Source organism: Natrinema sp. DC36, from assembly GCF_020405225.1.
Taxonomy (GTDB): Archaea; Halobacteriota; Halobacteria; order Halobacteriales; family Natrialbaceae; genus Natrinema.
Window position 1 is genome coordinate 47,553 of the sequence record NZ_CP084475.1, and the last position, 24,765, is coordinate 72,317.

Sequence of the window (24,765 nt, forward strand, 5' to 3'; positions counted from 1 at the left end):
ATCGCTCCACTCTCGAGTACAGTGGGCTGTCAGGGACGCAGAACCTCTCCGTAGAGGTTGCGATTTCTGTTCGCCTTCGCCATGAAATACGAACGTGCGATGATTACGACAGTGAGGAAGATTCCTGTGATGAGTCGTGGGAGACTGAAACGGAGAATGTGAGCGAACGGGTAACAGCAACCGAATCCCGTCAGACGGCCGTTACTCGGATCGACAATAGTGACGGAAAGCGCGTGACGTTCGAAAGCGACGAGAATCGTACTGGTGTCGTCGTACATCCGGGTACTACGTGGGCAGCAATCGATGTTGACAGTACCGCTCGTCTTCGGGGGAATTGGCGGTTCTACTCTGCGGGAGTAGACGGCTGGCACACGATGGTGTCCCAAACGGAAAGGGACACTACCCGGAAGAACTCATCCGTCCGCCCGGCACAAATCCATGCCGTACCGACGCAGAAACGGCCAGATATGCCAAGCGAGGCGACGGATACCGCTGAGCCACCGTTAGTTATCGAAGAAGCCTGGGGAAATGAACAAGTCGGTCCCTCCCTCCCGAACGAGATCGATATTGCGACTGTCGATCGCTATGTGAACGCAACGTCAGTCGCCGTCCAATCGGAGACGCTTCCAGCAGCGACCTTTGACGAGGTGACCGTTCACGGCATTGTCCGTGGCCAGTCGCAGACCATCTCGATCGATGGCGACGGATCCGTTCGCGAAACGAACCTCGAGTTGACGGTCCTCGAGGCGAACTCGTCAGGGGCCCGCGTTCAGGCAACTGTCACGGAGAAGGCGACCGGTGATCCAATCACAACCGGCCGGGTCGAAGTTGGGAATCAGTCCACCACCGTCAACGCTAGTGGAATGGCCGTTCTCGAACTCGAGAATCGGCCGTCTGTAGTCGTTGATGGACAGTACATTCCAACGGAGTGGTGGCGCGCGAATCAACTGTATTCCGCAGCGGAGGACCGGGCGAAGATCCCACCGAAATATCCCGGTTTCCAGAAGATCGTTCAGTTGATTCTTGTAACACTGCTCTGGTTTCTGCCGGTCGCTCTGGCTGTCTACGGTTTCGACTACCTGTCCGGAGGCACGTTCCTCGGACTTACAGATCAACAATGACAGAAAATTCCAATACGGATGGCAGTCGTATCGCTCGCAGGTCAGTCCTTGCTACCCTCGGCGTTAGTACAGCCACTCTTGCTGGCTGTGCGTCAGGGTCAGACCCCTCAAACAATAGTACAGATGGGAATGGAATCAGTACTGAAGACAGTGACGTCTTCACGTCCGTCGAGATAGCGGAGGAGAGCCTTGAGATCGAAGTTACCGATGATATGTCGGTTGAGTTCATCAACCTCGTCGATCCAAGTGGAGAGCTGTACGATCAACAGCGTCTCGAGAACGGCGAGACCAAGACATCATTCGAAATTCTTGGCCGATATGAAGATGACTTCTTTACTGGAAAATACGAGCTAGTCGCCCTCGATGGGGACGATCAGGTCGATACAACGACGCTCACGCTCGAGGCTAACTGTACGATCACAGATGTCCTGTGGTCGGCAGAAAATCCCGATATGGAGTGGGACAAAAACTCGCCTACTTGGGAGACATATGCGGCAGTCGTTATAGAGAACACGGGGACGATTCCATCGTTGCTCACTGAACTCGAGTGGGCAGGTGCTCCAGTTGCTCGACTGCAATCGAAGGAATCGCAGTCATACTTTCACGAGACACGCTTACCGCCGGGGGAGACTACTGTTTATTCTAACGGGTCGGTCTATGCCACAGATGGTGCAGTTCACTCGCTGAACTGTAGTGATCTCGAGACGGAACCGATGACTGTCACAGCCGTCGTTCAAGTCGGATCAGATCCCTCATATACTCAGGATATTGAATATGGAGACGATCAATCGTGTAGTCTCACCATTGTCGATAGCGACTCTACTGGAGGTTCATCTAGCGAGGGTGAGAGTTGAATGGGATGGCTTCAAAACGAAGTTGAGACTGCAATTGAGAACGTCATCGAGGATTTCACCGATGCGCTTCTCGGCCTTGTTAATGACATTTATGAAGCGATCTTAGCTCCGATCGTCGGCGTTCCAACCCCCAAATCAGATTCGGGGTATATGGTTGTTGGAACCCCGGACAATGCGCCATGGGAGAGTCTGTACCAAGACGTATACCTCTCATACATCATGCCGCTGGCGATCATGCTGTCGGTTATCGCCTTTGCGTTTGTTGGACTCCGGGCAGGTTCGATCAGTGAGTACCGACGAAAACAGCTCCTGCGACGACTCGGTCTCGTATTTATGGGGACTTTTGTTTGGTTTCCACTTGTCTCGATTCCGTTGCAGTTCATCGACGCAGTCGGTATGACGATTGCCCCAATTGACGAGATGTCGGCAGGACTCGGCGGCCTCATCCAATCCTCGCTTGGGGGCGTGTTCACTATTCTTGCGATGGTCGTCATAACGAACTTCTTCTTAGTTATCGCAGGATTTGTCGTCGCTCTTCGCTGGATTGCACTCTGCGTCTTGACGCCAATCATGCCGCTACTGGGCGTCCTTTGGTCGATGGAAGTCTGGCCATTTAGTCCCGCGGCTAACATGGCACGCCGAGCTTCAGGAATCTATCCAGGCTTAGTCCTCGCTGGGATTCCGCCAGCTATTCTCTTCCGAATCGGCTGGGAGGTTGGCGGTCTCGAAACATCTGTTAAGGGCCTCTTTTCGTTGTTCATCGGGTTGACGCTGATTCCTGCAGCGATTATCACGATGATCATGACGGTGTACTGGAGCAGCCCAGCAATACGGACCGTCGCACAGAAGGGCGTCTCGGCAACGAATCCTGCAGCAGCCGCATCCGGGGCTGCGAAGGCAAAACGCACCTCTGGAAAGGCTGTCCGGGGTGCTCGAAACGTCCATCGAGGATACGCGAACAACCAGGTTGGCGCAGTAACAAAGAGTGGCCAGACGACGCTCGGAGGTGGCAACTCGAAAGCCTATCAGCTCGGATCATCAGCCCGCTCAACGAAGGCTCACGCTGGGCGGTACAGCAACCTGCGGAAGTCGAAGACGGGCCGTATGCGAGACAAAGCCGCCGATGACGCTCGTAAAGCCACACAGAAGACATCGACTCGAGCAAAGCGCGGGCTCAAGAACACGAAACAGAAGGTCTCACGGTGGTGATTCCGTATGAGTACGAATACAGCTGATAGCGAGTATAGTACGAGAAAGATCCATCAGTCATTGGGCGGTACTACGGCGTTCTTCCGAGGGTACACGATTGGTGAACTCATGCTGTTTCTCGCAGTGGCGTTCATCACTGTCGTTGCAGCGACGTTCGTCCCTGCTGCACTGACGATCCCGGTACTGGGATTCGGGATCATGGTCACGATCCTCCTGTTCTTGCTCCATAAGGTGAAGCCCAGATACCTCTGGCTCACCGAGTGGCTCGCTGCCCGCTTCGGCTGGGCGATCAAGAACAAGGAGTATACCCACGGTGGTGAGGATAACAGCGAGGTTCGGTATCTGACTCGTTTACAACGGGTGTACCCCCACGCTGTCGAACGAACGGATGGTGCACTCGTCAGAGCGATGCAAGTCGAGCCAGCGAACATGGCCCTCGAGGACGACGATGCATGGGCGAAGGCTGTCCAGTCGCTTTCTGAGTTCGTTAATTCGACCGTGGACTTCCCGGTGAAGATCTATATCACCAGCCGAGAGGTCGACGATGACGATGTCGTCCGTGCACACCAGGACCGACTCGGTGACGCTGATGTTCGGTCACGGCCGGTCTTGAAGCGGCTTCTCGAGAAATACGTCACCGCGAATACGACCGAAAGCGGAGACATCGACTCAGAGACGACAACGATTCGCGAGTACTACCTCATCACTGCAGTGAACGATGACGATGTCGAACAGTTCGACAAGACGGGTGACAGCGTCCTCGCCTATCTCGCAGAGATGCCCATGGTAGGTCGATTCTTCGATCGGTTCCAGACCGATGATCTGACTGAGCCTGAGCGTGAGCGACTCAAAGAAGAGCAACTCGAGTCACGACTCACACAACTCCGACGCGGCGGCTCGTCGCTCTATCAGTGTTCAGTTAGTCCGGTTGACGCATACGACCTCGCTCGGATCACGAAGGAGTACTGGTCGTGTCAGCCCGAGAAGTATGCTGATATCACGGATGCACTCGGTACGTTCCCGGTCGTCTCCCACGGGATTAGCGATGGTGTTCCAGCAACTCCCGATCCCAATGACGTCCTCGATGCAATGGACGAGCAGACCAGTACGCCGGAATCGGCCTCGGACGATCGTACCGAAGATAGTATCGACGAGGATCTCTCGATTTCCTCCGGCGATCGGTTGCCAGACACGTCGACGATGCACCAGTCGGTTATCGCCCCGACGACGGTCGATTGGGAGACGACCTACGCCGTGATCAACGACGAGACGTACGTCCGTACGTTCTGGGTCGAACAGTTCCCCGAGGAACCCTCAGATGGCCTCCTCGAGCGTCTATTGCTCGAGACCGACCTTCAGACGGATATCAGCGTTCACCTCGACCCGTTTGACAGCCAGTCGGCCCAAGACATGATGGCGGACTGGATCTCGGATTTGAAGATCAATCAGCACGACTCGGACAGCCTCCAGTCCGAGGACCTTCAGGACGATATCGATCAGGCGAAATACATGCGGTCGCTCGTTCGTGCGAACAAAGCGTCGTTCTACCGCGGTGGCGTGTTCATTCGCCTCGCCGCTGACAGCGAGCAAGCGCTCGACAATCAGACGACTCGCTTGCGGTCGATCGTCAAGGATGCCCCGGCGAACTGTACGCTCAAGGTTGCGAGCCGGTGGCAGGAGCGCGGCCTCGCAACAGTGTCACCGCTCGGGACGAACGAACTCGGTCGCGATCGGATGTCCACACTGACGAATCAGGCGATCGGCGCGATGTTCCCGTTCTCGTCGAACTACCAGATGATGGACGACGGCATCGAGTACGGCTATCACGGCCACAACGGCTCCCCCATCCGAATCAATCCATGGGAACTCGAGACTGGACATAGCGAACTCGTCGTCGGAATGCCGGGCGCCGGGAAAACGTTCGGCGATATCATGCGCCACCTGCGGATGATGAAGCGACGCAACGACACGATGCTCGTCCTCGTCGATCCAGTCGGCGGCTTTCGTGGTATCGCGGACGCTCTGAACGCGAAAACGATCACCGTCGGCGGCGACACGAAGCTGAACCCGCTCGAGATCCGAGAGACGCCACAGCACGTCCTCGAGTCGAGCGATGGCATCTCTCCCCTCTCGGCGAAGAAGGATGAGGTCTACGCCATTCTCGAGAACTTCCTCGACGCTCGTGATATCGAACTCGGAGCCGAGACGGGTGTCCTCTCGTACGTCATTGACGAGGCCTACCGACAAGCAGGCATCATCGAGGGTGATGTCTCGACGCATACCTCGAAGCACTCACCGACGATGCAAGACGTCCATCGGATTCTCTGTGATATCGCCGAGCATCCAGATGAGCACAATATTGCGGCATCCGAATCCGCTCGCGAGCGGGCCGCACAATACGCAGACGAACTCGCAATCGCGTTTCAGCCATTCCGAGAGGGCGGTGCCTACGAAAATCTCTCACACCGCTCGGAGATCAATATCCTCGAGGGAGACAACAAGGTCGTCTATATCGATCTCGGTCAGATCGAGGGCAGCGCATCAGGGATCGACCGCCAGACGTTCCTGATGCAACTCCTGCTCTCGACGATCTATCAGCAGGCGAAGAACACCCAACGGAACGTCGAACTCGCGATCGACGAAGCGCACTACCTCTTCGAGGACCAGGCCAACCTCGACTTTCTCGAGACGGCGTTCCGTCACCAGCGCCACGCTGGCCTTCGAATGGTCCTCCTCTCGCAGACAGCCCAAGAGTTCTATGAGACCGAGCAGGCCGAGAAGATTATCGGAATGTGTCCAATCAAGGTCTTTCACAAACTGCCCGACCTAGACGACGGGACAGCCGACAAAATCGGCCTCACAGAGGAACAACGTTGGTACGTTCGACGGGCTGATGCAGGGAAGGAAGACCTCGGATACAGTCAATCACTCGTTCGCGTCGAAGAACACGGAACGTATCCGCTGCACGTCGTCGCCGACGACTTCGAGAAGCGCGTCATCAACTACGAACCCGACGACCGGACATACATCCAGCAGGCGATTAGCGACCAGCCTGAAGAACTCGTCGACTTCGAACGGTTCGTGGAAAATGAGGCGCGGATGAACGCACTCACCAATCGCTACGGACTCTGCGAGGCAGAGGCGACTCGAATTCTCGATCGTGGCTTCACTGAAGACGAAATCATCGAGGCGATCGTCGCGACCGCGCGGCAGAGCGACACAGTAGAGACATCCGCTCTCGCCGACGGCGGTGACGACGGCGTTACGGTTCGACGAGGAGGTGAATGACGATGTTTAGCTGGCTTTTCAATGACGGTCCAGAGTACGACGCAACACAGGTAGAGTTCGAAGAGCCGTTCGTCCAGCACCCGGAGAGTGCGCCCGGTATTCTGCTCAGAATCCGCCCCTTCAAAGAGAATCAGGGCATCGTCGACGGCGCCGGACTACTCCAGTCGGTCCACGACGTGACGACGAACTTCCGAGAGAAGAACACGAGCGACCATCACACCTTCGAGGTCTGGTTCGACGAGGGGAAGATCAAGTTCTACATGCACGCTGCAACCGAGGCAGCCGCCGACAAGTTCCGCCGCCGCGTCGGGAATAACTACGCTAACAGCGAGGTATTCCCCGTCGAGGATGGCTACGCCTTCCCCGTCATCGAGCCCGATGAGTACGTCGCTGGCGCATGGCTGGAGATGGAGAAGCTTCCCTACTACCCGATTCGCCATCACAACAGCGAGGGCTGGGAAACCGACCCATACGGCGAGATCACGAGCGAGATGCTCTCGCTCGACGAGAGCAAGGTTGTCACGCAGGTCGTCTTTCGACCGGCGAAGCAGTCCTGGACGGACGGCGACCAGTTCAAGCATAACAGCGTTGATGATCTGGCCCACGCGCTCCGCCAGGGAACTTCGGTCGGGTGGCTGAATCCTCGGACGCGACCAGCGAGCGAGAAGGACAAGCAGGCGGCCAAAACCATCGAACAGCAGCGCGGCGAACAGGCGTTCCACGTCAACATCCGTATCGTCGCAATCTCAGCGGACAAAGACGAAGCTCAAGCCCGTGCGCACGGCGTCGCCGGGATGTTCAGAAAGTACTACAACGCGATCACTGAGCAGGGTCTCGACGATATGCCAGTGTACCATCGGAAAGAAGGGAAGCGTGCGAGTCAACTCCGCCAGCACGTCACTCGGATGGCCGACCGCGAGTGGACCGACCGGCGCATGATCATGACCGTCGACGAACTCGCCGGCGTCGCACACATCCCGAACAACGAAATCGAGACGCCAAACATCGACTGGCGATACACGCAACGTGGTGACCGCGTTCCCGCCGACGCCGTTCAGTACGAGCGACCCACGACCAGTGACGGTCTCCAGAAGCGCCAGGCTGGACAGGGAGGGCAGGATGGTGTTTGAACGATTCTTCGGTCGTGGCAACGGGGATCAGTCGGCACGCTCTGATGCAGGCTCATCTTCGAAAGAACCGACAGAAGTCGAAGAGGCGAGTACCGATCTCCAGACCGAACCAGACGAACGTGCAAACGTGAATGTAACGTCTGATCCAGCACCAGAACCGCAGTCTCGAGTCAATAAAACGTATGAAATAACCGAACAGGACACTACCTACGTCGGTGGAAAATCAGTCATTACCGAAACAGCCAGTGAGGGCACTGTCGCGGGATTGTACGTCCGCGAGATGTTCGAATCAGGTGCCACAACATCGCCCGCGCCGCTCTGGATCGGCTACGACGAAGATGCGCAACGTGGGTTCCGCGAAGCACCGCTCCGGTTCGAGTCGCTCTTCCGGCATATCTGGATCACGGGCACTACCGGCTACGGGAAAACAACGGAACTGCTGAACATGATGGTCCAGTGGGCGTATTCAGGATATGGATTCGTCTACTTCGACCCGAAAGGACGAGACTCTCGCGAACTCCTGCGGAAACTCCCCGAAGACCGTCTTGACGACATCGTCTGGATCGAGCCTGGATCGTCAGAACACGATAAGACGGTCGGGCTGAACTTCCTCGAGGTTCCCGACTGTGATACAGAGGAAGAGCGCGAAAACGAGATTGAGAATCGCATCGAGAATCTGAAGGCGATCTTCGATACGGACGAGTACTGGGGCATCAATATGGAGTCGATCACCGAGTCAATGGGACGAGCGATGATGCAGTCCGAGAGACCGTTCTCAGTGATCGACATGTACTTCACGCTGTTGAACGCCGAGCGGCGTGAAGAGTTTGCTCTCGATGTCGACGATCCGTATGTGCAGGAGTTCTGTCTCGAAATCGCACGGATGGATGACGAGACAGTCCGGCCACTCCTGAAGCGAATCAAATCCTGGGTCGAAAACTCGGTCATCCGACGGATCATCTCCCACCGCGAGAGCACGATCGATTTCCGCGATATTATCGACAACGACCGAATCGTTATCGTCCGCACGCCCGTCGAGAATACGGACATCAAGAAGATGGTCACACTCGGCGTGATGCGGAATCTCTGGAGTGCAATTCAGCAGCGGTCGTATGAACGCGATACCGACCCAGATCCGTATTTCGTCCTCTGCGACGAGTTCGACGACATCGCCAGCGATAATCTCGATATCGAGTCGATGCTCGCTCGTGCTCGGTCGATGCGGCTCTCCGTGACGCTCGCCTCTCAGTACCCCTCACAGTTCGACGAGGACACGCTCAAGGCGATGCAGAACAACTGCGACAACCTCATTGCGTTCTCAGTGAATGACGTAGACGACGCCCAACTCCTGATGAAGCGGTTCCGAGACTACACTGCAGAGGACCTGATCTCGACTGACCAGTATCAGGTCTGGACGAAACTGCCTCTCGATGGCGGTCGGTACTCAGAACCCGTCCTCCTCCGCTCGTTCCCGCCGTATCCACCACTACGGTCGGCTGATGCGGTCGACGACATCATCGAGCAGAGTTTGGACCGCTACGGGACCAAGCCGCTGACCGATGCTGAAATCATGCAGAATCTCATCTACAGCGACGCCAACGAGGCAGCGAACCCGACGAAGATACTGGATGAAACGATGGCGGAGTCGATTCGTGCAGTACAGATTCGGGAGGGAGTACGGGCGGAAAACGGCTGGGTGGATGTCACTACCGTTGACGAGGAACTCTCGATCCGCCTTGAGAACACCCAGCCTGACATCGACTATGCGTACGAAGACCTTCCGGACGTGCGTGAAGCATCGCAATTGCTCGAAGTCGATCTGAAGGACGACGACATCGTTGCTCGCCTCTCCGACGAGGGGGAAACGACGGTACAGCCTGAAACGGGAGCTGTTAGATCGGCAGGGGGAACGAGCCATGATGCAGTCCTCATGGATACCGAAACGGCGCTTACCGAACGCGGATTCATCGTCGATATCCTCGTACAGGACGGGAGCGAGCAACCCGACGCCACCGCGACCCACCCAGACCACGACGTCGTCTTCAACATCGAGGCCGAGACGACGACACCGGACCGGCCCGCGAAGGTTTTGCAGAACTTCAAACGGGCCTGCGAAGCCGACCGGATACCGCTCTTTGTCGTCCGTCCTAGTGACTCCGATACGAAGTGGGCGAAACGAATCGAGAACATCCTCTCGCCGCCACTGCGAGAACGGGCGGACGGCACTGAGCAGTTCTATAATCGCGACGAGATCGTGATGTTCGGCGGTGGCGCGACGGCCCACGGTGGAGTAACCGCTGTTCGACCACGTACTGCGGACACAAATCGAACTGTCTGGACACGCGATAACGGCGAGCGCGTGCTTTCAGACGGCGAGACGGAGTTCACCCGTGTTCCAGATGAGGGGGAACTCTCCAAAGACGGTGTTCCGGCCTACTATAGCCACGATCGAGAAAACGGCCAGTATACCGTCCACAAACCAGGAGAGACCTGCGTCTATGACTCGAAAGACGACTTCGAAGAGGATTGGACGCCGATCAAACGACCGTTCATCCCCGATATCGAGTTGCCGAATGCAGACTATTCGCGTGACAGCTACATCGTGCTGATTCTGCCAGCTGACGGTAGTCCACTGATTTTCCAGCATGGAGAAACGTATGTGCTGTCCGAGAACCCCGACTTCGAGGAGCTATGGCCCGACGATTCCAACGGTGATTCAGGCCGAGTTGAGGTTTCGACGATTCGTCGTGGTGGAAATCCTCCGTCAGATGGTGAGGCATCTGATTCGCCATCGAAAGATGAGACGGTGGACATCGACCCGGACGGCGACGGTGTTGAAGCGTTCACGGCAATGTACGTCAGGCAGGCCGATGGAGCCAAAGTTCCACAGGATGATCTGTTTCAGGCGTACGCTACCTGGACTGACCAGCACGATATCGACGGGACAACCAAAGGCTGGTTCACCCGGAAGCTACGGAACGTCGTCGACCTCGAGACCGACCGGTCCAGAGTAGACGGTGACCGCGTACAGTTCTACGTCGGACTCTCCCTGACAGAAGAGGGGCAGACACTCCTCGATCAATGACATCTGACATAACTATAATGTACTGTAATAGCAATTCTAAGGGTATCCTTGCTCGAGGGCATCGAGTCTCCCATTCTCTCCGAAATAGCCCCTCACACAGCCAGAATCCAACATCTGAATTATCTGTCCACGCAGACTGGATTTCCAAGGAAATTCTATGGACGGTGCTGTCCACGCAGAACCGCATGACGGGAGTGCTGTCCACGCAAAATAACCCGCCAAAACCAACTAGTATACACTGGGTTCCATCCGCAGAACGATGCGGGGACAGGGAGATCGGGCTGCCTATCGATTGTCAGCAGTTGTCTCGAGATTATGATATAGTTTGTTCGGAGGACTCAATGAGTGAACCTCGGAGTGATCAACGATGAGTTCTGACACCTTAATCGACACAGCAGCGCTGCCAGCTAGCTTACGAGAACGTGAGCAGTGGGTATGCTGGAAAGAAGAAGATCGGGATGGCAAACCGACGAAGATACCGGTGACACCAGAGACGGGAGCATTCGCCTCGTCGACCGATCCAGAGACGTGGGACAGTTTCGAGACAGCACTCGAGTACGCCGAAACAGGGAACGCTACTGGCGTTGGGTTCGTCTTTACCGATGACGATCCTGTCGTTGGCGTGGACCTCGATGACTGCCGGGATACTGAAACCGGGGATGTCGACGACGCGGCGCTGGACATCATCGAGCGACTCGACTCCTATACGGAGATTTCTCCGTCAGGTACTGGATTTCATGTGCTCATCGAGGGAGAACTCCCAGATGGGCGGAACCGCCGTGGCAGTATCGAACTGTACGACACTGCTCGGTTTTTCACTGTTACCGGCGACCGCCTCGAGGACACGCCAACTCGCGTTGCACGTCGGCAGGATGCGCTGGTAGCGATCCATCGTGAGTACGTTCAAGACTCTGAACCGGATCCAGAACACGAATCTGGAGACTATAGTTCCAGTGAGAAGCAAGCAGCGACGGGCAGTGCAGCCGATACCAACGTCGACCTCAAGGACGAGGAACTGCTCGAGCGAGCACGGAACGCATCGAACAGCGAGAAGTTCGAGCGGTTGTGGCGTGGCTCGACTGCTGGTTACGAGAGTCAGTCAGAGGCGGACATGGCACTGTGCTGTCTGCTGGCATTCTGGACTGGTGGTGACCACCAAACGATGGACCGGCTCTTCCGCCAATCAGGACTGCTCCGAGACAAGTGGGATGAAGTCCACTACGCTGACGGCTCTACGTATGGCGAAAAGACTATCGAGCGAGCAATTGCGAGTACCTCCGAGTTCTACGATCCCGACACTCGAGATACGTCAACCGAATCTGTTCCCAGAACGAGCGAGTCGTCGACCAGTGCTAGCCGTGACGACTCGGAGCAGAATCGGAATCATGCGTATCTGGTTGAGAAGAACCGACTGTTGACTGACCGCGTCGACGAACTCGAGGCCACGCTCGAACAGAAAACTGAACGTATCGATCGCCTCGAGACAACGATCGAAGATCTCAGAACCGAACTTTCAGAGCGTAACCGAGAGATCGAGCAGGCTCGAGAAGAACAAGCCGGGACAACGTCCGACTGTGATACGGCTTCAGAGACATCCTCTCTATGGGGACGATTATTCGGCGATAGGTCCAAGTAACAGTCATTGGGAGGACCGTTTCTTCAATTCAGAATAAGGTATGAAGGGACACTCGACAGAACAATGGTTATGAGGGAGACGATGTTGTTGAGGAGAGAGGAGTACACTTCCACCCAAAGCCCTCGGCCGCTCGGCATCCCGCGCCTCGCTCCCTAGGATTTGGTTTCGTGGCGCTCCTTGCAGTTACACCGGGAATGCGCATCGGCGAACTCGACAGCGTACGAGTGAACTTCCTCAGCTAGCTCGTGCATCCCAACTGCCAGATCTCGACCGGGTCGATCAATATCGTAATAGATCCGGGCACGATGTTCCGATCGGAACGCATCAATCCGGGCAGGCACACCCGTATCAGAGAATACCCCGCGACTCTCGATGTCCTCGAACACTTGCTCATGCTTCCGGAAATCAGACGATTCAGCAGCAGTCTGATCCACCAAGTAGAACTGGAACGACCGTTCGATGGCGTTGAACGACAACTCGACAATACTGACGTAGTTATTTGTCCCGCTGCGTAATTGACGGCACGTTCCTAGCATCGCACATGCTTTCCCCAGTTGTACGTCAGCATCCGTTTGCTGCCACGACAACGAGTCTTGAACAGGGCCTGTTTCCTCGTCGGCTAACAACGACTCAACGTGCTCGACAGCGTCAACGACGTCTTCAAGTCCCATCCGCGAACACCTCCTGTTTCACCGCGTCGAGAACTGGGGTGTCGTGAAGCGTGATCCCTTCCACGAGCACGTCACGGATTCGGTCGTGCGTTACTGCTGAGTCGCGCGTCTCAACGACGATGTGCGGTTCGAATCGATCTCCATCGAACTGTTCCGACGTGATATCTTCCTCAATGTCGTGAGCCGCTCGTTGCGCCGCCATTCGACCATCATCGACAACGACGAATACGTCGATATCGCTTGCCCGGTCGGCGTCACCACGAGCGACACTCCCGAACAACACAATCGCTGCATGATCACCGATACGGTCTATAAGCCGATTCCGAACAGTTCGCACTGGGTCATGGAACTCGGATTGCGGAATTGTGGTAACAGGATCATCACTGTGAACGAATCTTTCCGGGTTGATCTGTACGGCATTTGACCTGCCGTCGCGATCAACGTGAATTATACCGAGGGCTTCGAGGGAGAGAACAGCGGCATTCACGTTCGACATTCCTCTTTCCGTCAACCGGTGGAGTTCTCGGTTCGAGAAGGCTGTATCTGGATTATCTGCGAGTACGTGGAGGATGTCAGTCGCTGCGCGGTGTCGGAACGCCTCGCGGTCACCGAGCGGAATCGGGAGGCAAACGTACGTTCCCTCACATCCATCCGATGCCCGAACGGTATCACGGTTCATGAACCGTAATGCGGTTCGGTCGCTATTAAATGTTCCGTCCACGTGCACTACTTCAGGTATGTTCTTCGAACCGGTGATCGGTCGATGATACATAGACACCCTGTAATTGTCGTTTGTTCGATATCCGTGTCGAGGACGTGAGGATTATTTTACGACATGTCTGTGTGAGTGTCTCGGACTACGTCGGGGTTGGACTGGAGGTGACGCTCGAGGAGATAAGATATCTCGAGAAGAGAGAGAGAGAGAGAGGGAGAGAGAAGTACCTACCACCGAAAGCCCTCGGCCGCTCGGCATCCCGCGCCTCGCTGCGCGCCTCACTCCCTCGCAACGCTCGGTCGTTGCGGTGCTTGCCGAGCGAGAGCCGCGGCTCTCACTGGCCTCCGCTCGCTACGCTCACGGAGACGTCGGCGGGGGACGACAGAGATGTCCTCGCCCTTTCGAAGCCCGCCAGGCTGAGCTGAAGGTGGGGATGCTGTAGCTGTCCCTCGACTGGTGTGAATGAAGACGGCACGCCCCGCTCGCCTTCCCTCCCTCTGCATCGCTCGCGACCGACCATTCCGGGCTGCTCGCTCCCGGTGGTCGCTGTGCTGCCGGGCTTTGGTTTCGACGCCAGCGGGTAACCGCGAGGGGTTGCGCGGCGTAGCTGCTCACCCCCCACGGTTACTCCGCTGGACGCTCGCGCCGGTCGTCTCGGCGCGCGGTGCTGGCTGGTGGGGGTGAGTGTCCCGCTCTACTCGCGCCTCAGGGGACCTGAAGGCGCGAGCGAGAGCGGTTGCAGGAGACGAGTATAGTTGGGACTGAGAGGTGTTGGAGTGAAGACGCGTTGGAAAGCGCCTTCGGAGCTAAGCAATGAGTTCTACGAACTTCCGAGATGATAAAACTTCGGCTGAATCGACTGTCAACCAAGATGCGGCTGCGGAGAAGACGGACGCAGGCGTGACGGTGGAAGCTCCGTTCGCGGAAGCCATCGTGGACGAAACGCCGGAGTTCTCGCCGAGTGTCGAGCAGGAGATCAACACGAAAGTCGAGACGAACCACCCGGAGACAGTGGTTGGGCGTGAGGAGAACGAGTTCGGACACCTGCCACTGGCACAGGAAGAGCGGATTCGGGCTCGAGAGGAGGAACTCAAGTTGATCAGCGCAAAGGCAGCGTTCGGAACACAAGAGGGGCGAGAAGCGCGGACGCGAGAGGTCGTGGTCGAGCAGCGCCGAGAGCGGCGGGTTGAACGGGTGGACCCCCGATCGGAGCTAGAGCAAGAGCAGTTGGCGGAGGTCAACAAACAATCGGTGCGAATCACGGAGACGGTTCGTGGGGGTCCAAGCCGGGCGGCAGTGAGCCGTGGACTGGCGGAGAAGGTGACGGACGGAAAGTCGATGATCGACGCAACCCTCGAGGAGATGGACGAAGTGAAGGCCGAATCGGGAACGAGCGTTGACATCGCAGACGTACCGGAGGTGGAGGCAGGCGAAGTGGACGTGGAAGGTGAGATCATCAAACTGTGGGACCCCTCACAGCCGTCGATCAGCCAGGTTGGGCTGATCGCGGATGAGACCGAGAAGATGAAGTTCACGATCTGGGAGAACTCATACCAGACGAACGTGAGTGAGGGCGAAACGGTGCGGATCAGGAACGCGGCGAAGAACTGGCACAACGAGCGATGCAGCCTGGCTGTGACCGGCTGGAGCCGCCTCGAGTTCCCCGAACGCGGGCGGTGGTGGACCCAGGAATAGCGTAGCCGCTCCTCTTTTTTGTGTGTCCGACCACACGCTCGCTTCGCTCGCGTCCTCCCCAGCCTCCTCGCTTCGCTCCCTGTGGTCGCATCGCTCGTCCCTCGCACGTTCTGCGCGCTGAAGCGCGCATTCATCGCGCGCCACCGCTGGCACGGCTCAGAGAGCATTACAAAGCCGTCCAGTCGGGCCGCACCCACAGCAGCAGTACGATACCATCTTTGAGATTTAAAACGGGTTGATTACCATGGTCGAAGACCTCTCACTTTCTTGCTTTCCTCCTGACATCCGATACCGCCTAGCAGGAATAATACGACGACAGCCATCCAAAAACGTTCATTAGCGCACCTTCACTAGTATACGTCTATGAAACGCGGAACCCTTGACGAACTCGACCGGCACATTCTCTACGCGTTACAGCAAGATGCACGACATACCTCGTCCGGGGATATTGCCGAGGAACGTGGTATTTCCGCCAGTACTGTTCGGAAACGTATTCAGCGGCTTGAAGAGGAAGGCATCATCTCGGGCTATCACGTCGAGATTGATTACGAAGAAGCTGGCCTCCCGTTGCATGCGAAGCTCATCTGCTCCGCCCCGATCCCACAACGCGAAGAACTCGCCAAACAGGCGCTTGATATTCATGGCGTCGAAGCGGTGCGCGAAATCATGAACGGGCACGATAACATCTACATCAACATCATCGGCGTCGATCACGACGACCTAAGCCGTATTGGACAGGAACTGTATGACTTGGGGCTTGATATTGAGGATGAACAGATCATCCGCCACGAGTACGTCTGTCCGTATCGAGGATTCCTTGCTCGGGATGATCTCGAAGAGTAGGCACAGTCACACGGCCTGACGTGGAATCAGACGCTTCCGGTTCTCACGCGGATCGTAAGCAGTGCTGTTTCTCCGCAACGACAGGCTCGACATCACGAGGGGAGATCGTTTCGATCCGGTATTAAACAATCTACTAATTCACGTTCTGGTATTCATCCCGCTATACTTTTCACGTTCCGGTCGTTACGGGCGACTACGGGATACTCAAAGACTGACCGGTACAGCTCGCTCAAGAACACGTTCAGACGGCACACGCGTGGGGCGTGATTACCGGAACGAGAACGTTATCATGGAAACAGTAATTATCGGTGGGCGACACGTCGGCCAGGAACTCTCAGAACGCCTCCTTGCCCAGGAGACAACCGCCGTGTTTCTCGAAGACGACTCATCAACCATCAAACGGGCACTCGATGTTGGAATCGAGGCGCACGAGATGGACATCTCGGACATCCAGGCGCTCTCGGACATCGGACTGGAGCAGGCACACACCGTTATCGTCGCAACCGACAGCGACAGCAAAAATCTGCTCATCACACAGTTACTGCGGGTGACGTTTGAGACAGACCGCCTCATCGTCCTCGTCAACCATCCGCAAAATCTGGACCTGTATGACGAACTGGAGATCGAAACCGTCTGTTCGACGCAGGCGCTGACCACTGCGATCGAGAACGTCCACTCCAACAATCAAGACCACTAACAGACAGATGTGCGTACAAAACAAGCAGTCAGTAGCACCGCGTACCTGCACCGTCGGCCGTCCGTTAACGAGCCAACTGACTACAATACCCCTCGGGGGGTACTGAGATGGTCGAAGCGGCCGCGCCGCAAATCGACATTCTCAATCTCCTACTTGTCCTCGTACTCGCGTGGATCGGCGGTGCCCTCGCCGAACGCATCGGCTATCCCGCGATGATGGGCGAACTACTTGCAGGCCTCGTGTTTGGCCCCCCGATTCTCGGGTTGTTGCATCCTTCGAATACACTCGACATCTTCGCCCAACTCGGCGTGTTCCTCCTGATGGTGTACGTCGGGATGGAAGTCGACCTTGACGACCTGTTCAACATGGGTCCGCAAGCACTCATTGTTGCCATCGGCGCGTTCGTCATTCCGTTTGCACTCGGATACGCGAGCGGTGTACTCACCATCGCCACTACCGAGGGTGCGCTGTTTCTCGGCCTCGCGATGGCGGCCACGTCGCTCGCCACAAAATCGCGCATTCTCGTCGACCTCGACATTCTGGATACGCGGATCGCCAGCATCCTCCTCGGCGGTGCGCTGATCTCTGACGTCGGCGTCTTGGTTGTGTTCGCGGGCGTTCTCGGCTTCATCCAGGCCGGCTCCGTCGACGCGGCCTCGATTGGATTCATCCTCTTTAAAGCGATCGCCTTCTTCGCCATCACCCTGTTCATCGGGTACCGGTTCCTTCCGCACGTCTGGGACCAGTTCGATACGCTTCGCGAACGCTACGGCTTCGTCGACAAGACGACTGCGTTCTCTATCGCGTTGCTCGTCGCGCTCGTCTTCGCGGAACTCGCCCACCTCGCTGGCCTCCACATGATTATCGGCGGGTTCATGGCGGGGCTGTTCCTCCGGCAGGCGGATCTGCACGAGGAGTTCTACGAGCACATGCACAACGTCATGTACGACCTGGCTATCGGTTTTTTCGCGCCGATTTTCTTTGTGACGGTCGCGTTCCAGATCACGCTTGACGTCTTCACGCAGAACCTCGGACTGCTCGTTCTGCTGGTCAGTATCGCATTCGTCGGGAAGATCGTCGGATCGTGGCTATTCGCACTGCCGACGAGTCTCACCTCGAAGGAGGGGGTCGTCATCGGCTTCGGGATGAATGGTCGCGGAACCGTCGAGATCATCATCGCATCGATCGGGCTCTCGAACGGTATCATCGACGAGGGGCTGTTCTCGATTCTCGTATTCATCGCGATTTTCACGACCTCGCTAGTTCCCGTGACGGTCAAGTGGGGCGTCGACTGGCTCGACCGGGCCGGTGAGTTGGTGTATACGCAAGATTCCGTCGAAGCCAAAGCTGACTAACTCGGCGGTGTCATTGTCGACTGCTTTCGATAGTGAACCGCCTCGGGGTCAAATCCCGAGGAACTCGCTTTGTATCTCTGTGGACAGTAGCTTCAAACGACGATGGTTGCGAGGGAGGAGTGGGACGCCATCGTAAGATATTCCGTCTGTACTTGTCACGAGTTTCATAAATCTTTCAGAATAAAGAAACAAAGCAACGATCTACCGATACCGTCGCGACTGTGATCTCGTGTTTTTCGTCCCCGGGATGGATGCGGGGCGGTCGAACTGCCCCGAGATAGCGAATGACTTCTGAGCGACAACACCCACGAGACCGTGGTATCGATCGAGCACCAACCCACCGACAGCCCACTGAACCACCCTGGTCCACCCTCGAGTTGTGCGTTCCGAACGACTGAAGTCGAGAGTCACTCATTTCATTCGTCGAGTTTGTTCTCGTCGAACTCACTCATGCAGACGTCGGTGCCGAGTACCGATCGTCGAACATATAAGAAATCAAACGAACCCAGTACATCGCCGCCGATACGACTGGCCAGCTATTCAGGAAGCTCCACTACGACGAACGGCTCGGCTGGCACGAACAGACGATGTCTCGGCAGGACGTGCGTGATGAACTGATCAACCGGCTCGATGCGTTAGATTCACCACTAACAGACATCATGGATGAGGAAACGCTCGAGCCAGAGGCACTGGCCCAGAACGCGCCGAAGCTCGAGACAGTCGTACAGCTACTCAACCAGCCAGCACTCGCTCGTGTGTACGTCTACGTCTGCTATTGGGGCCCGTTTCGCCACCGGAGATTATGGACGGTCTCGAGCTATCGAAACCGACGACCTACGAGTATGTCGACCAGCTCGTCGACCTCGGTCTCGTCGATCGAGATGACTCGACACGTCCGCAGCAATTGACGGCCGATCCGGTCATCATCGTCGAGCAGTACGTCCCCATCGTCATCACGCCGACGGTTCCTGCACGCACTTACACTCCAGGAAGTTGACGAGGACGTCGAGTACTTCATGAACCGCTATGGTGCTGGCAAACTCATCGCTGCATTGCGGGGTGCAGGGCTGCACTTTGCAGGAAAGACGACCCCACGGATGGTCGCGACCGATATCGACGTTCGCGAGACCGAAACAATGATGATCACCTATGCGCTCGAGCCAGCTCTGACTGTTGGCCGGACGCATGATCCGTTCTTCGAGTATTTGTTTCCAGATGTCCACGATCAGATGATCTTTCTTCCCTTGACGAGGTAGATGGTGCCCCAGCAGAGTCAGATTCCCCCGAATGAGGACGTTGGATGAGCCGAAGTAATCCACTCTCTTCTGAACAGGCCGTCCTCGTCGATGCAAACGCCTTCTTTACGATCGTTAATTTATCGAACCTAAATGTGTAAAATCTCGGAGTACAATCCGAAACGCTGGTGTCGTATGCAAACTTCCTCAGCGTGTTATTGGGGAGCTTGGCGGCTCAAAGATGGATCGAGTACAGACAGCTCTTGATGAAGGATGGGCCGAAGTCATCGATGCTCCATCGCCGACAGACGGGGATGCCGTCGCAGCAAGCGATATCGCCACGAGAACGATCGCGAACTAAACCGGCAAGCCCGAACACGAGGTTGAAAAAGCGGATGCCATTCCCGCAGAGCTAGCCATCCAGTACGTCAGAAACCGCTCAACACGCGGCGTGATCGTCCTCACTGATGACAAACCTGCCAGACAGGGTATTGAAAATGCTGTCACTGCTCAGAGTTATACCGATGCAATCTCTGTCTATGGGTTAGCGGACATCATTGGTGATAATCCTGGTGACTCGATGAGATTGATCTGAGTCGCTCCAGTCATCTTGTGCTTTCCGTATTGCCACTTGGTCCCGGAATCTTCATCAGTCAATATACTCACCTTCAGATATGCACGATCTAACTGGCTTCCAGCGTGATCTATTGTACACGATTGCCGGACAGGACGAACCCCACGGACTCGCGATTAAAGACGAACTCGAGAAGTACTACGAGACAGAGATCCATCACGGGCGACTCTATCCGAACCTCGACGAGGTCGTCGACAAAGGGCTTGTCGAGAAAGGAGAACTCGACCAGCGGACGAATTACTATACGATCACCGCTCGTGGCCGCCGTGAACTCGAAGCCCGCCGAGAATGGGAAGACCAATACGTCGATGAGTTGCTCTCGGAATCAGAATAACGAAATTGGTGGGAGGTTGCTCGATATCTCGCGCGTTACATATGCCACTTGGGAGCTGATTCGCTGATTCGGATCAACAAGATCTTATCGTGTTGCTCTCATTAGAGGATGAGGGTTGTACTCTCTCAGTAATTCGAGCAGGCACTCGGGTTTTACTTGATCGTTTTGAACGTTGACTTCGAAAATGAAATTTATGAGTAGAGTGTATTAACCAACGTTCACCGCACATCCGTTGATCTGTTGGTTAAATCACATGGTATCACAAAGAGACTGGCAGTTGCATCAGCATACGGAACTGTTTACGGTGGATAACAAACATCATCTCAATCGAATGCCGTGATATGGACGACCTCACAGGGTTTCAACGAGACCTCTTGTACGTAATCACTGGTGCCGATCATCCATCTGGCCAAGATATCAAAGAGGAAATTGATCAGTACTATAGTAAGGAGATCAATCATGGACGGCTGTATCCGAATCTCGATACGCTAGTTAACAAGAACCTCGTTGAAAAGGGGCAACTCGACAGGAGAACAAACTATTACGCGATTACGGAGGATGGCGAGCAAACACTCGAAGAACGACAGGAGTGGGAGTCACAGTACCTCGACTAGTGACTGGTGCTGTTGTGATTTCCTGCGGTTTCGAGTTAGGGAATCCCTGTCCATCTACCAAGATACACATCTCAATAGTACCGCTGAATTGAACTTACAGCCTTGTTTAGACGCGGAACCAGCATATTTATTTCGACAATAATTCAGCGAAACAGCCACTCAGAGACGTGCATACGTACCTTTTTCCGCCTCAGGATTCCTCACTCCGTTCGGAACCGTTCGGCGCAAAAATCTACGCTAAAAAGGCCGCCTTCGCTGACTTCGCCCGCTTCGGCGGTGAACTGCTCACTGCATTCGCAGATGCTCGTCGCGGTAACGTCTTCGCCTGTACTGCCGATGTTAGAGAGCAAGTTCGACATTTCTCACAGTTACTTTCAGAACGAGTTCTCGAAACTGTCCGAACCATGTTCGAGCCCGGAGCGTGTCACCGCACCGCTGCTTGAGCGCAAGAAGACGGCCTCAACCATTGACCGCCGGTAATAGACATCATCGTCATGGCGAGCTTTGTGCACTATGTCAAGCGGATAGAACTACCCGGTGTTTGATCACTAGCCGAACATCGGCCTCCCGAAATTCTTCACGCAGGTCGTCCCAGTCATGCCCATTATCAGCAGTAACGGTCTGTAGTCGGTTGAGATTCCGCGTGAGTACCTGTCGCCCGATGTGGGTGTCGTGCGGCTGTGTCATCGAACAGTGAATGTCCAATACAGTACTGGTTTCGCAGTCTACCAACGCTGTCGTCTTGACCGATCTGAAGGTGTAGTGTGTCCGATTTGCGTAGTGGCGGCTGCAGAATGCCGGTCGAAGCCAGTACATCGATAGCCTGCATGTTCCTGACATCGTGAAGGTTAGCAGAGAGTCGCAGGAGAGTACACCAGACTGTTATCTTGAGTTGCTGCTTCCGTGCGCAGACGGTCGTGAAGTCCGGTAGTTCGCTCAGTTCAAAATTCATTTGAGACCATCTGTGAAGCGCGAAAAACGAGAGGGGACACTACTTGGGTTGACTCAGAGGGCAGTTAGTTCACCGGAGTGAGTCGTTCTCTCCGGCGTCTAAACAAGGTCTGACTTACTAAAAGAAAATCGCTAAGACCACTGTCGAGGCACAATTCGCCGATTCAATGTTAACGGGTTTGCTTCCAGTCAACATCTCAGAACGTTTCTAATAAGCTCTGATCTCAAGCAAGCCGCTCTAACTTCGATGTGAGAGGAATCTATCTGATTGACTGGCGCTGTTTATCGCCCCAGAAGCGGTGAAGGGGCTGTTCCGTTGTTCCCTTCAGAGTTACATATGGCAACGAGCGATATCTACACGACAACGTTCGACGAAGACATCCAGACGGCTGCAACTGACTGTCCTGACTGTGGCAGCAGTGTTCGACAGGCTGGCCACGAAATGATCTGTGAGGATTGTGGTGTTATCCTCGAGGATCAGCAACTTGATCGAGGGCCCGATTGGGGACGGAGTGAAAGACGGGAATCAAAGAAACGGACCGGCGCACCACTAACACCGACGCGTCATGATCGAGGCCTGTCTACCGAAATCGGCTATAATCGGGATGGGAACGGAAACACGCTCTCGAGCAAAAAGCGCCGACAACTGAATCGACTGCGTCGTGAACAGTCTCGTTCCCAGTGGCAATCAAAAGCAGAACGGAACCTTGGGTATGGTCTCGGTGAAGTCCGGCGTATTGGCGCTAGTCTCGGTCTGGCGGAGAGTATCCGTAACCAAGCATGCATGCTTTTCCGACGTGCCCAATCCGAGCAACTTTGCCAAGGCCGATCACTCGAGGCGGTAGCCGTAGCCAGTGTCTACGCAACTACTCGCTGTAATGGGCTTGGCCGATCACGAGCAGAAATCGCTGCCTGTGCGCGCTGTGACCAGGGAAGACTCACAAATGCATATGACGCGATGAACGTCGAACTCCAGTTACCGACACAGCCGATATCGGCGGCTGATCGCCTTCCGAAGCTCACGACGGAACTCGAGGTGCCAGACCAAGTTCGTCGACGAGCACGCGAGCTCGCACAAAAAGCAAACGAGGCTGGAATCACGATCGGCTGTCGACCGAGTGGCGTTGCAGCTGGGTGTCTGTATCTCGCTGCCGAACAGGCTGGATTAGATCTTTCTCAAAGGCGGATCACTGATGTCGCAGGAACCTCGCCGAATACACTTCGCAGCCGTCGAGACGAACTACTCGGGATCGAAGACTGAGTTTCTAGAAGAGAACCAGTGAGGGAAGCGCAGCGAGACCTACTCAAACGCTGACTTGAGTTCGGTTTTTCTCCCCCTGAGGGATGAGGGGCGTTCTCCTAATTGAGCGTCCGTCGTCGAGAACAATGACTACGAGCGACTGTTCGCAGGTGTCCTTCGACGACTCGGACACCAGACGTGAGGAGATGCACAGCACGATGGAAACCTGGGTCGACGACCTCGTCGAGGAAGTTAACGATGCAGTCTCGAGTGAGCAGTTCCAGGAGTGGCTCGATGTGCAGAGTCACTTCCACGACTACTCCTACCGAAACACGCTGCTAATCACTCGTCAGTGTCCGCACGCAACTCATGTTGCCGGCTATCGAACGTGGCAAAACGAATTCGACCGGCATGTAAAAGAGGGCGAGAGTGCGATCTGGATCTGGACGCCGATTATCGCAAAGCAGTGCCCCAAATGTGAGAATTCACCGTCGTACCACGATCGAAGTGACTGTGAATACGACGAAACATCACCCGAAGAGTGGTCGAAAGGACTTGTTGGCTTTCGGCCAGCGCCAGTGTTCGACATTTCTCAGACGGAGGGAGAGCCACTCCCCGAACTCGAGACCGAAGCGACGGGGAATTCCGACGGGCTGCTGCCAGCGCTTCTCGAGGCGGCCACATCGCTCGAAGTGGAGGTTGAGGTCATTTCTCAACTGGATTGGCCTCACGGCGACGCCAAGGGCGTCTGTAAGTATCGCACTCCTGCGGAACAACCACTAATCGAGGCCCAGGATCGTGAGAACACCGCCGATCTCGCTGTGATAGTCGTCCATGAATACGGCCACGCACGCTTGCACGGTGACGTCAACGACGAGACTGAACGCTCGAAACGCGAACTCGAGGCTGAAGCAGTCGGTTACATCGTCGGGCGATACTTCGGACTGGATACAAGCGGTTCGGCGTTTTATCTGGCTGCCTGGCAAGGCGATGAGCCAGAAGCAATCTTCGGACGTCTCGAGCGGATCAGTTTGGCCGCTCAGGAGATTATCGACGCCATCAACGAGGTGAGAAACAATGAGTGGCAGTGAGATTCTGCTCGAGAGATCGTTAACGCGCTCGAAGAGAAAGGGCTCCTCGTGACGAGTACCAACTACAGCAGGTGATCGATGTTGAAGCACTCGAGCAACTCGTGGACTCGACGAGTCCACACACTGATCTCGATGTTCAATTCTCGGTTGGAGAGTTCCGTGTACTGGTTGCACCATCCGGTGTGGCTGTGCTGAGGATCTCGTAGAATAGTACTCTCTATCGAATTAGCGTTCATATCGATTCCCCAGTAATTCATGAAAAGAAAAATACCTATAAGATAGGACTCCAATAGGTATGCACATACTATTTTATCTAACAAATAATGTTATGCAACAAACACTATTGATCGATACAACCGACAGGCCA

18 protein-coding genes and 4 pseudogenes are annotated in these 24,765 nt (G+C 55.6%); 19 read left to right on the plus strand and 3 right to left on the minus strand.

Annotation, left to right across the window (positions count from 1 at the left end; translation table 11 throughout):
• Positions 1-587: 587 nt before the first annotated feature.
• From LDH74_RS26730 to LDH74_RS24555, 7 genes are all read left to right on the plus strand, one after another.
• Complete coding sequence (locus LDH74_RS26730; RefSeq protein WP_345778583.1) at positions 588-1,121, plus strand: hypothetical protein; 534 nt, start codon at positions 588-590, stop codon at positions 1,119-1,121.
• Positions 1,118-1,975, plus strand: a complete 858-nt coding sequence (locus LDH74_RS24530; protein ID WP_226043276.1) for a hypothetical protein — start codon at positions 1,118-1,120, stop codon at positions 1,973-1,975. Before LDH74_RS26730 ends, LDH74_RS24530 begins: the two co-directional genes overlap by 4 nt.
• Positions 1,976-3,184, plus strand: coding sequence for a hypothetical protein (locus LDH74_RS24535; RefSeq protein ID WP_226043277.1), 1,209 nt, complete (start codon positions 1,976-1,978; stop codon positions 3,182-3,184).
• A gap of 6 nt (positions 3,185-3,190) precedes the next feature.
• A complete protein-coding gene (locus tag LDH74_RS24540) occupies positions 3,191-6,472 on the plus strand; it encodes a conjugal transfer protein (RefSeq protein ID WP_226043278.1) in 3,282 nt (1,093 codons plus the stop codon).
• A gap of 2 nt (positions 6,473-6,474) precedes the next feature.
• Positions 6,475-7,602 (plus strand): hypothetical protein, encoded by a 1,128-nt coding sequence (locus LDH74_RS24545; RefSeq protein ID WP_226043279.1) that lies wholly within the window; start codon positions 6,475-6,477, stop codon positions 7,600-7,602.
• Positions 7,592-10,687: a type IV secretory system conjugative DNA transfer family protein gene (locus tag LDH74_RS24550; protein WP_226043280.1), complete on the plus strand. Its 3,096-nt coding sequence runs from the start codon at positions 7,592-7,594 to the stop codon at positions 10,685-10,687. Before LDH74_RS24545 ends, LDH74_RS24550 begins: the two co-directional genes overlap by 11 nt.
• Positions 10,688-11,054: 367 nt before the next feature.
• A complete protein-coding gene (locus LDH74_RS24555) occupies positions 11,055-12,323 on the plus strand; it encodes a hypothetical protein (protein WP_226043281.1) in 1,269 nt (422 codons plus the stop codon).
• A 152-nt stretch (positions 12,324-12,475) separates the two neighbouring features.
• On the opposite strand, the gene LDH74_RS24560 is transcribed toward LDH74_RS24555, so the two are convergent.
• On the minus strand, positions 12,476-12,994 hold the full coding sequence (locus LDH74_RS24560) for a hypothetical protein (protein WP_226042699.1): 519 nt from the start codon (positions 12,992-12,994) through the stop codon (positions 12,476-12,478).
• The gene (locus tag LDH74_RS24565) at positions 12,984-13,673 is read right to left on the minus strand and encodes a nucleotidyltransferase domain-containing protein (RefSeq protein ID WP_226043282.1); all 690 of its coding nucleotides are present in this window, start codon (positions 13,671-13,673) and stop codon (positions 12,984-12,986) included. Before LDH74_RS24565 ends, LDH74_RS24560 begins: the two co-directional genes overlap by 11 nt.
• Before the next feature lie 164 nt (positions 13,674-13,837).
• Between LDH74_RS24565 and LDH74_RS24570 the strand changes: the two genes are divergently transcribed.
• The 9 genes and pseudogenes from LDH74_RS24570 (at position 13,838) to LDH74_RS24610 (ending at position 21,116) form a co-directional block, all read left to right on the plus strand.
• Positions 13,838-14,134 carry a hypothetical protein gene (locus LDH74_RS24570; protein WP_226043283.1) on the plus strand — a complete coding sequence of 99 codons (297 nt, stop codon included), beginning with the start codon at positions 13,838-13,840 and terminating at the stop codon, positions 14,132-14,134.
• Positions 14,135-14,522: 388 nt separating this feature from the next.
• Positions 14,523-15,404 (plus strand): DNA-binding protein, encoded by an 882-nt coding sequence (locus tag LDH74_RS24575; protein WP_226043284.1) that lies wholly within the window; start codon positions 14,523-14,525, stop codon positions 15,402-15,404.
• 363 nt (positions 15,405-15,767) lie between these two features.
• Positions 15,768-16,247 carry an Lrp/AsnC family transcriptional regulator gene (locus tag LDH74_RS24580; RefSeq protein WP_226043285.1) on the plus strand — a complete coding sequence of 160 codons (480 nt, stop codon included), beginning with the start codon at positions 15,768-15,770 and terminating at the stop codon, positions 16,245-16,247.
• Positions 16,248-16,536: 289 nt separating this feature from the next.
• Positions 16,537-16,944, plus strand: a complete 408-nt coding sequence (locus LDH74_RS24585; RefSeq protein ID WP_226043286.1) for an NAD(P)-binding protein — start codon at positions 16,537-16,539, stop codon at positions 16,942-16,944.
• 107 nt (positions 16,945-17,051) lie between these two features.
• A complete protein-coding gene (locus tag LDH74_RS24590) occupies positions 17,052-18,299 on the plus strand; it encodes a cation:proton antiporter (protein WP_226043287.1) in 1,248 nt (415 codons plus the stop codon).
• A gap of 587 nt (positions 18,300-18,886) precedes the next feature.
• Positions 18,887-19,590 (plus strand): annotated as a pseudogene (locus LDH74_RS24595) (helix-turn-helix domain-containing protein).
• Positions 19,591-19,599: 9 nt separating this feature from the next.
• Positions 19,600-20,129 (plus strand): annotated as a pseudogene (locus LDH74_RS24600) (hypothetical protein).
• 79 nt (positions 20,130-20,208) lie between these two features.
• Positions 20,209-20,502, plus strand: a complete 294-nt coding sequence (locus tag LDH74_RS24605; RefSeq protein ID WP_226043288.1) for a PadR family transcriptional regulator — start codon at positions 20,209-20,211, stop codon at positions 20,500-20,502.
• A 341-nt stretch (positions 20,503-20,843) separates the two neighbouring features.
• Positions 20,844-21,116, plus strand: coding sequence for a PadR family transcriptional regulator (locus LDH74_RS24610; protein WP_226043289.1), 273 nt, complete (start codon positions 20,844-20,846; stop codon positions 21,114-21,116).
• Between the two features lie 339 nt (positions 21,117-21,455).
• Here the strand turns inward: LDH74_RS24610 and LDH74_RS24615 are convergent.
• Positions 21,456-22,074 (minus strand): annotated as a pseudogene (locus LDH74_RS24615) (IS5 family transposase); the annotation flags it as partial.
• A 330-nt stretch (positions 22,075-22,404) separates the two neighbouring features.
• Between LDH74_RS24615 and LDH74_RS24620 the strand changes: the two are divergent.
• From LDH74_RS24620 to LDH74_RS24630, 3 genes and pseudogenes are all read left to right on the plus strand, one after another.
• Positions 22,405-23,328 (plus strand): transcription initiation factor IIB family protein, encoded by a 924-nt coding sequence (locus tag LDH74_RS24620; protein ID WP_226043290.1) that lies wholly within the window; start codon positions 22,405-22,407, stop codon positions 23,326-23,328.
• 125 nt (positions 23,329-23,453) lie between these two features.
• Positions 23,454-24,398 carry an ArdC-like ssDNA-binding domain-containing protein gene (locus LDH74_RS24625; RefSeq protein ID WP_226043291.1) on the plus strand — a complete coding sequence of 315 codons (945 nt, stop codon included), beginning with the start codon at positions 23,454-23,456 and terminating at the stop codon, positions 24,396-24,398.
• 15 nt (positions 24,399-24,413) lie between these two features.
• A pseudogene (locus tag LDH74_RS24630) lies at positions 24,414-24,604 on the plus strand (HalOD1 output domain-containing protein).
• The last annotated feature ends 161 nt before the right edge of the window (positions 24,605-24,765 follow it).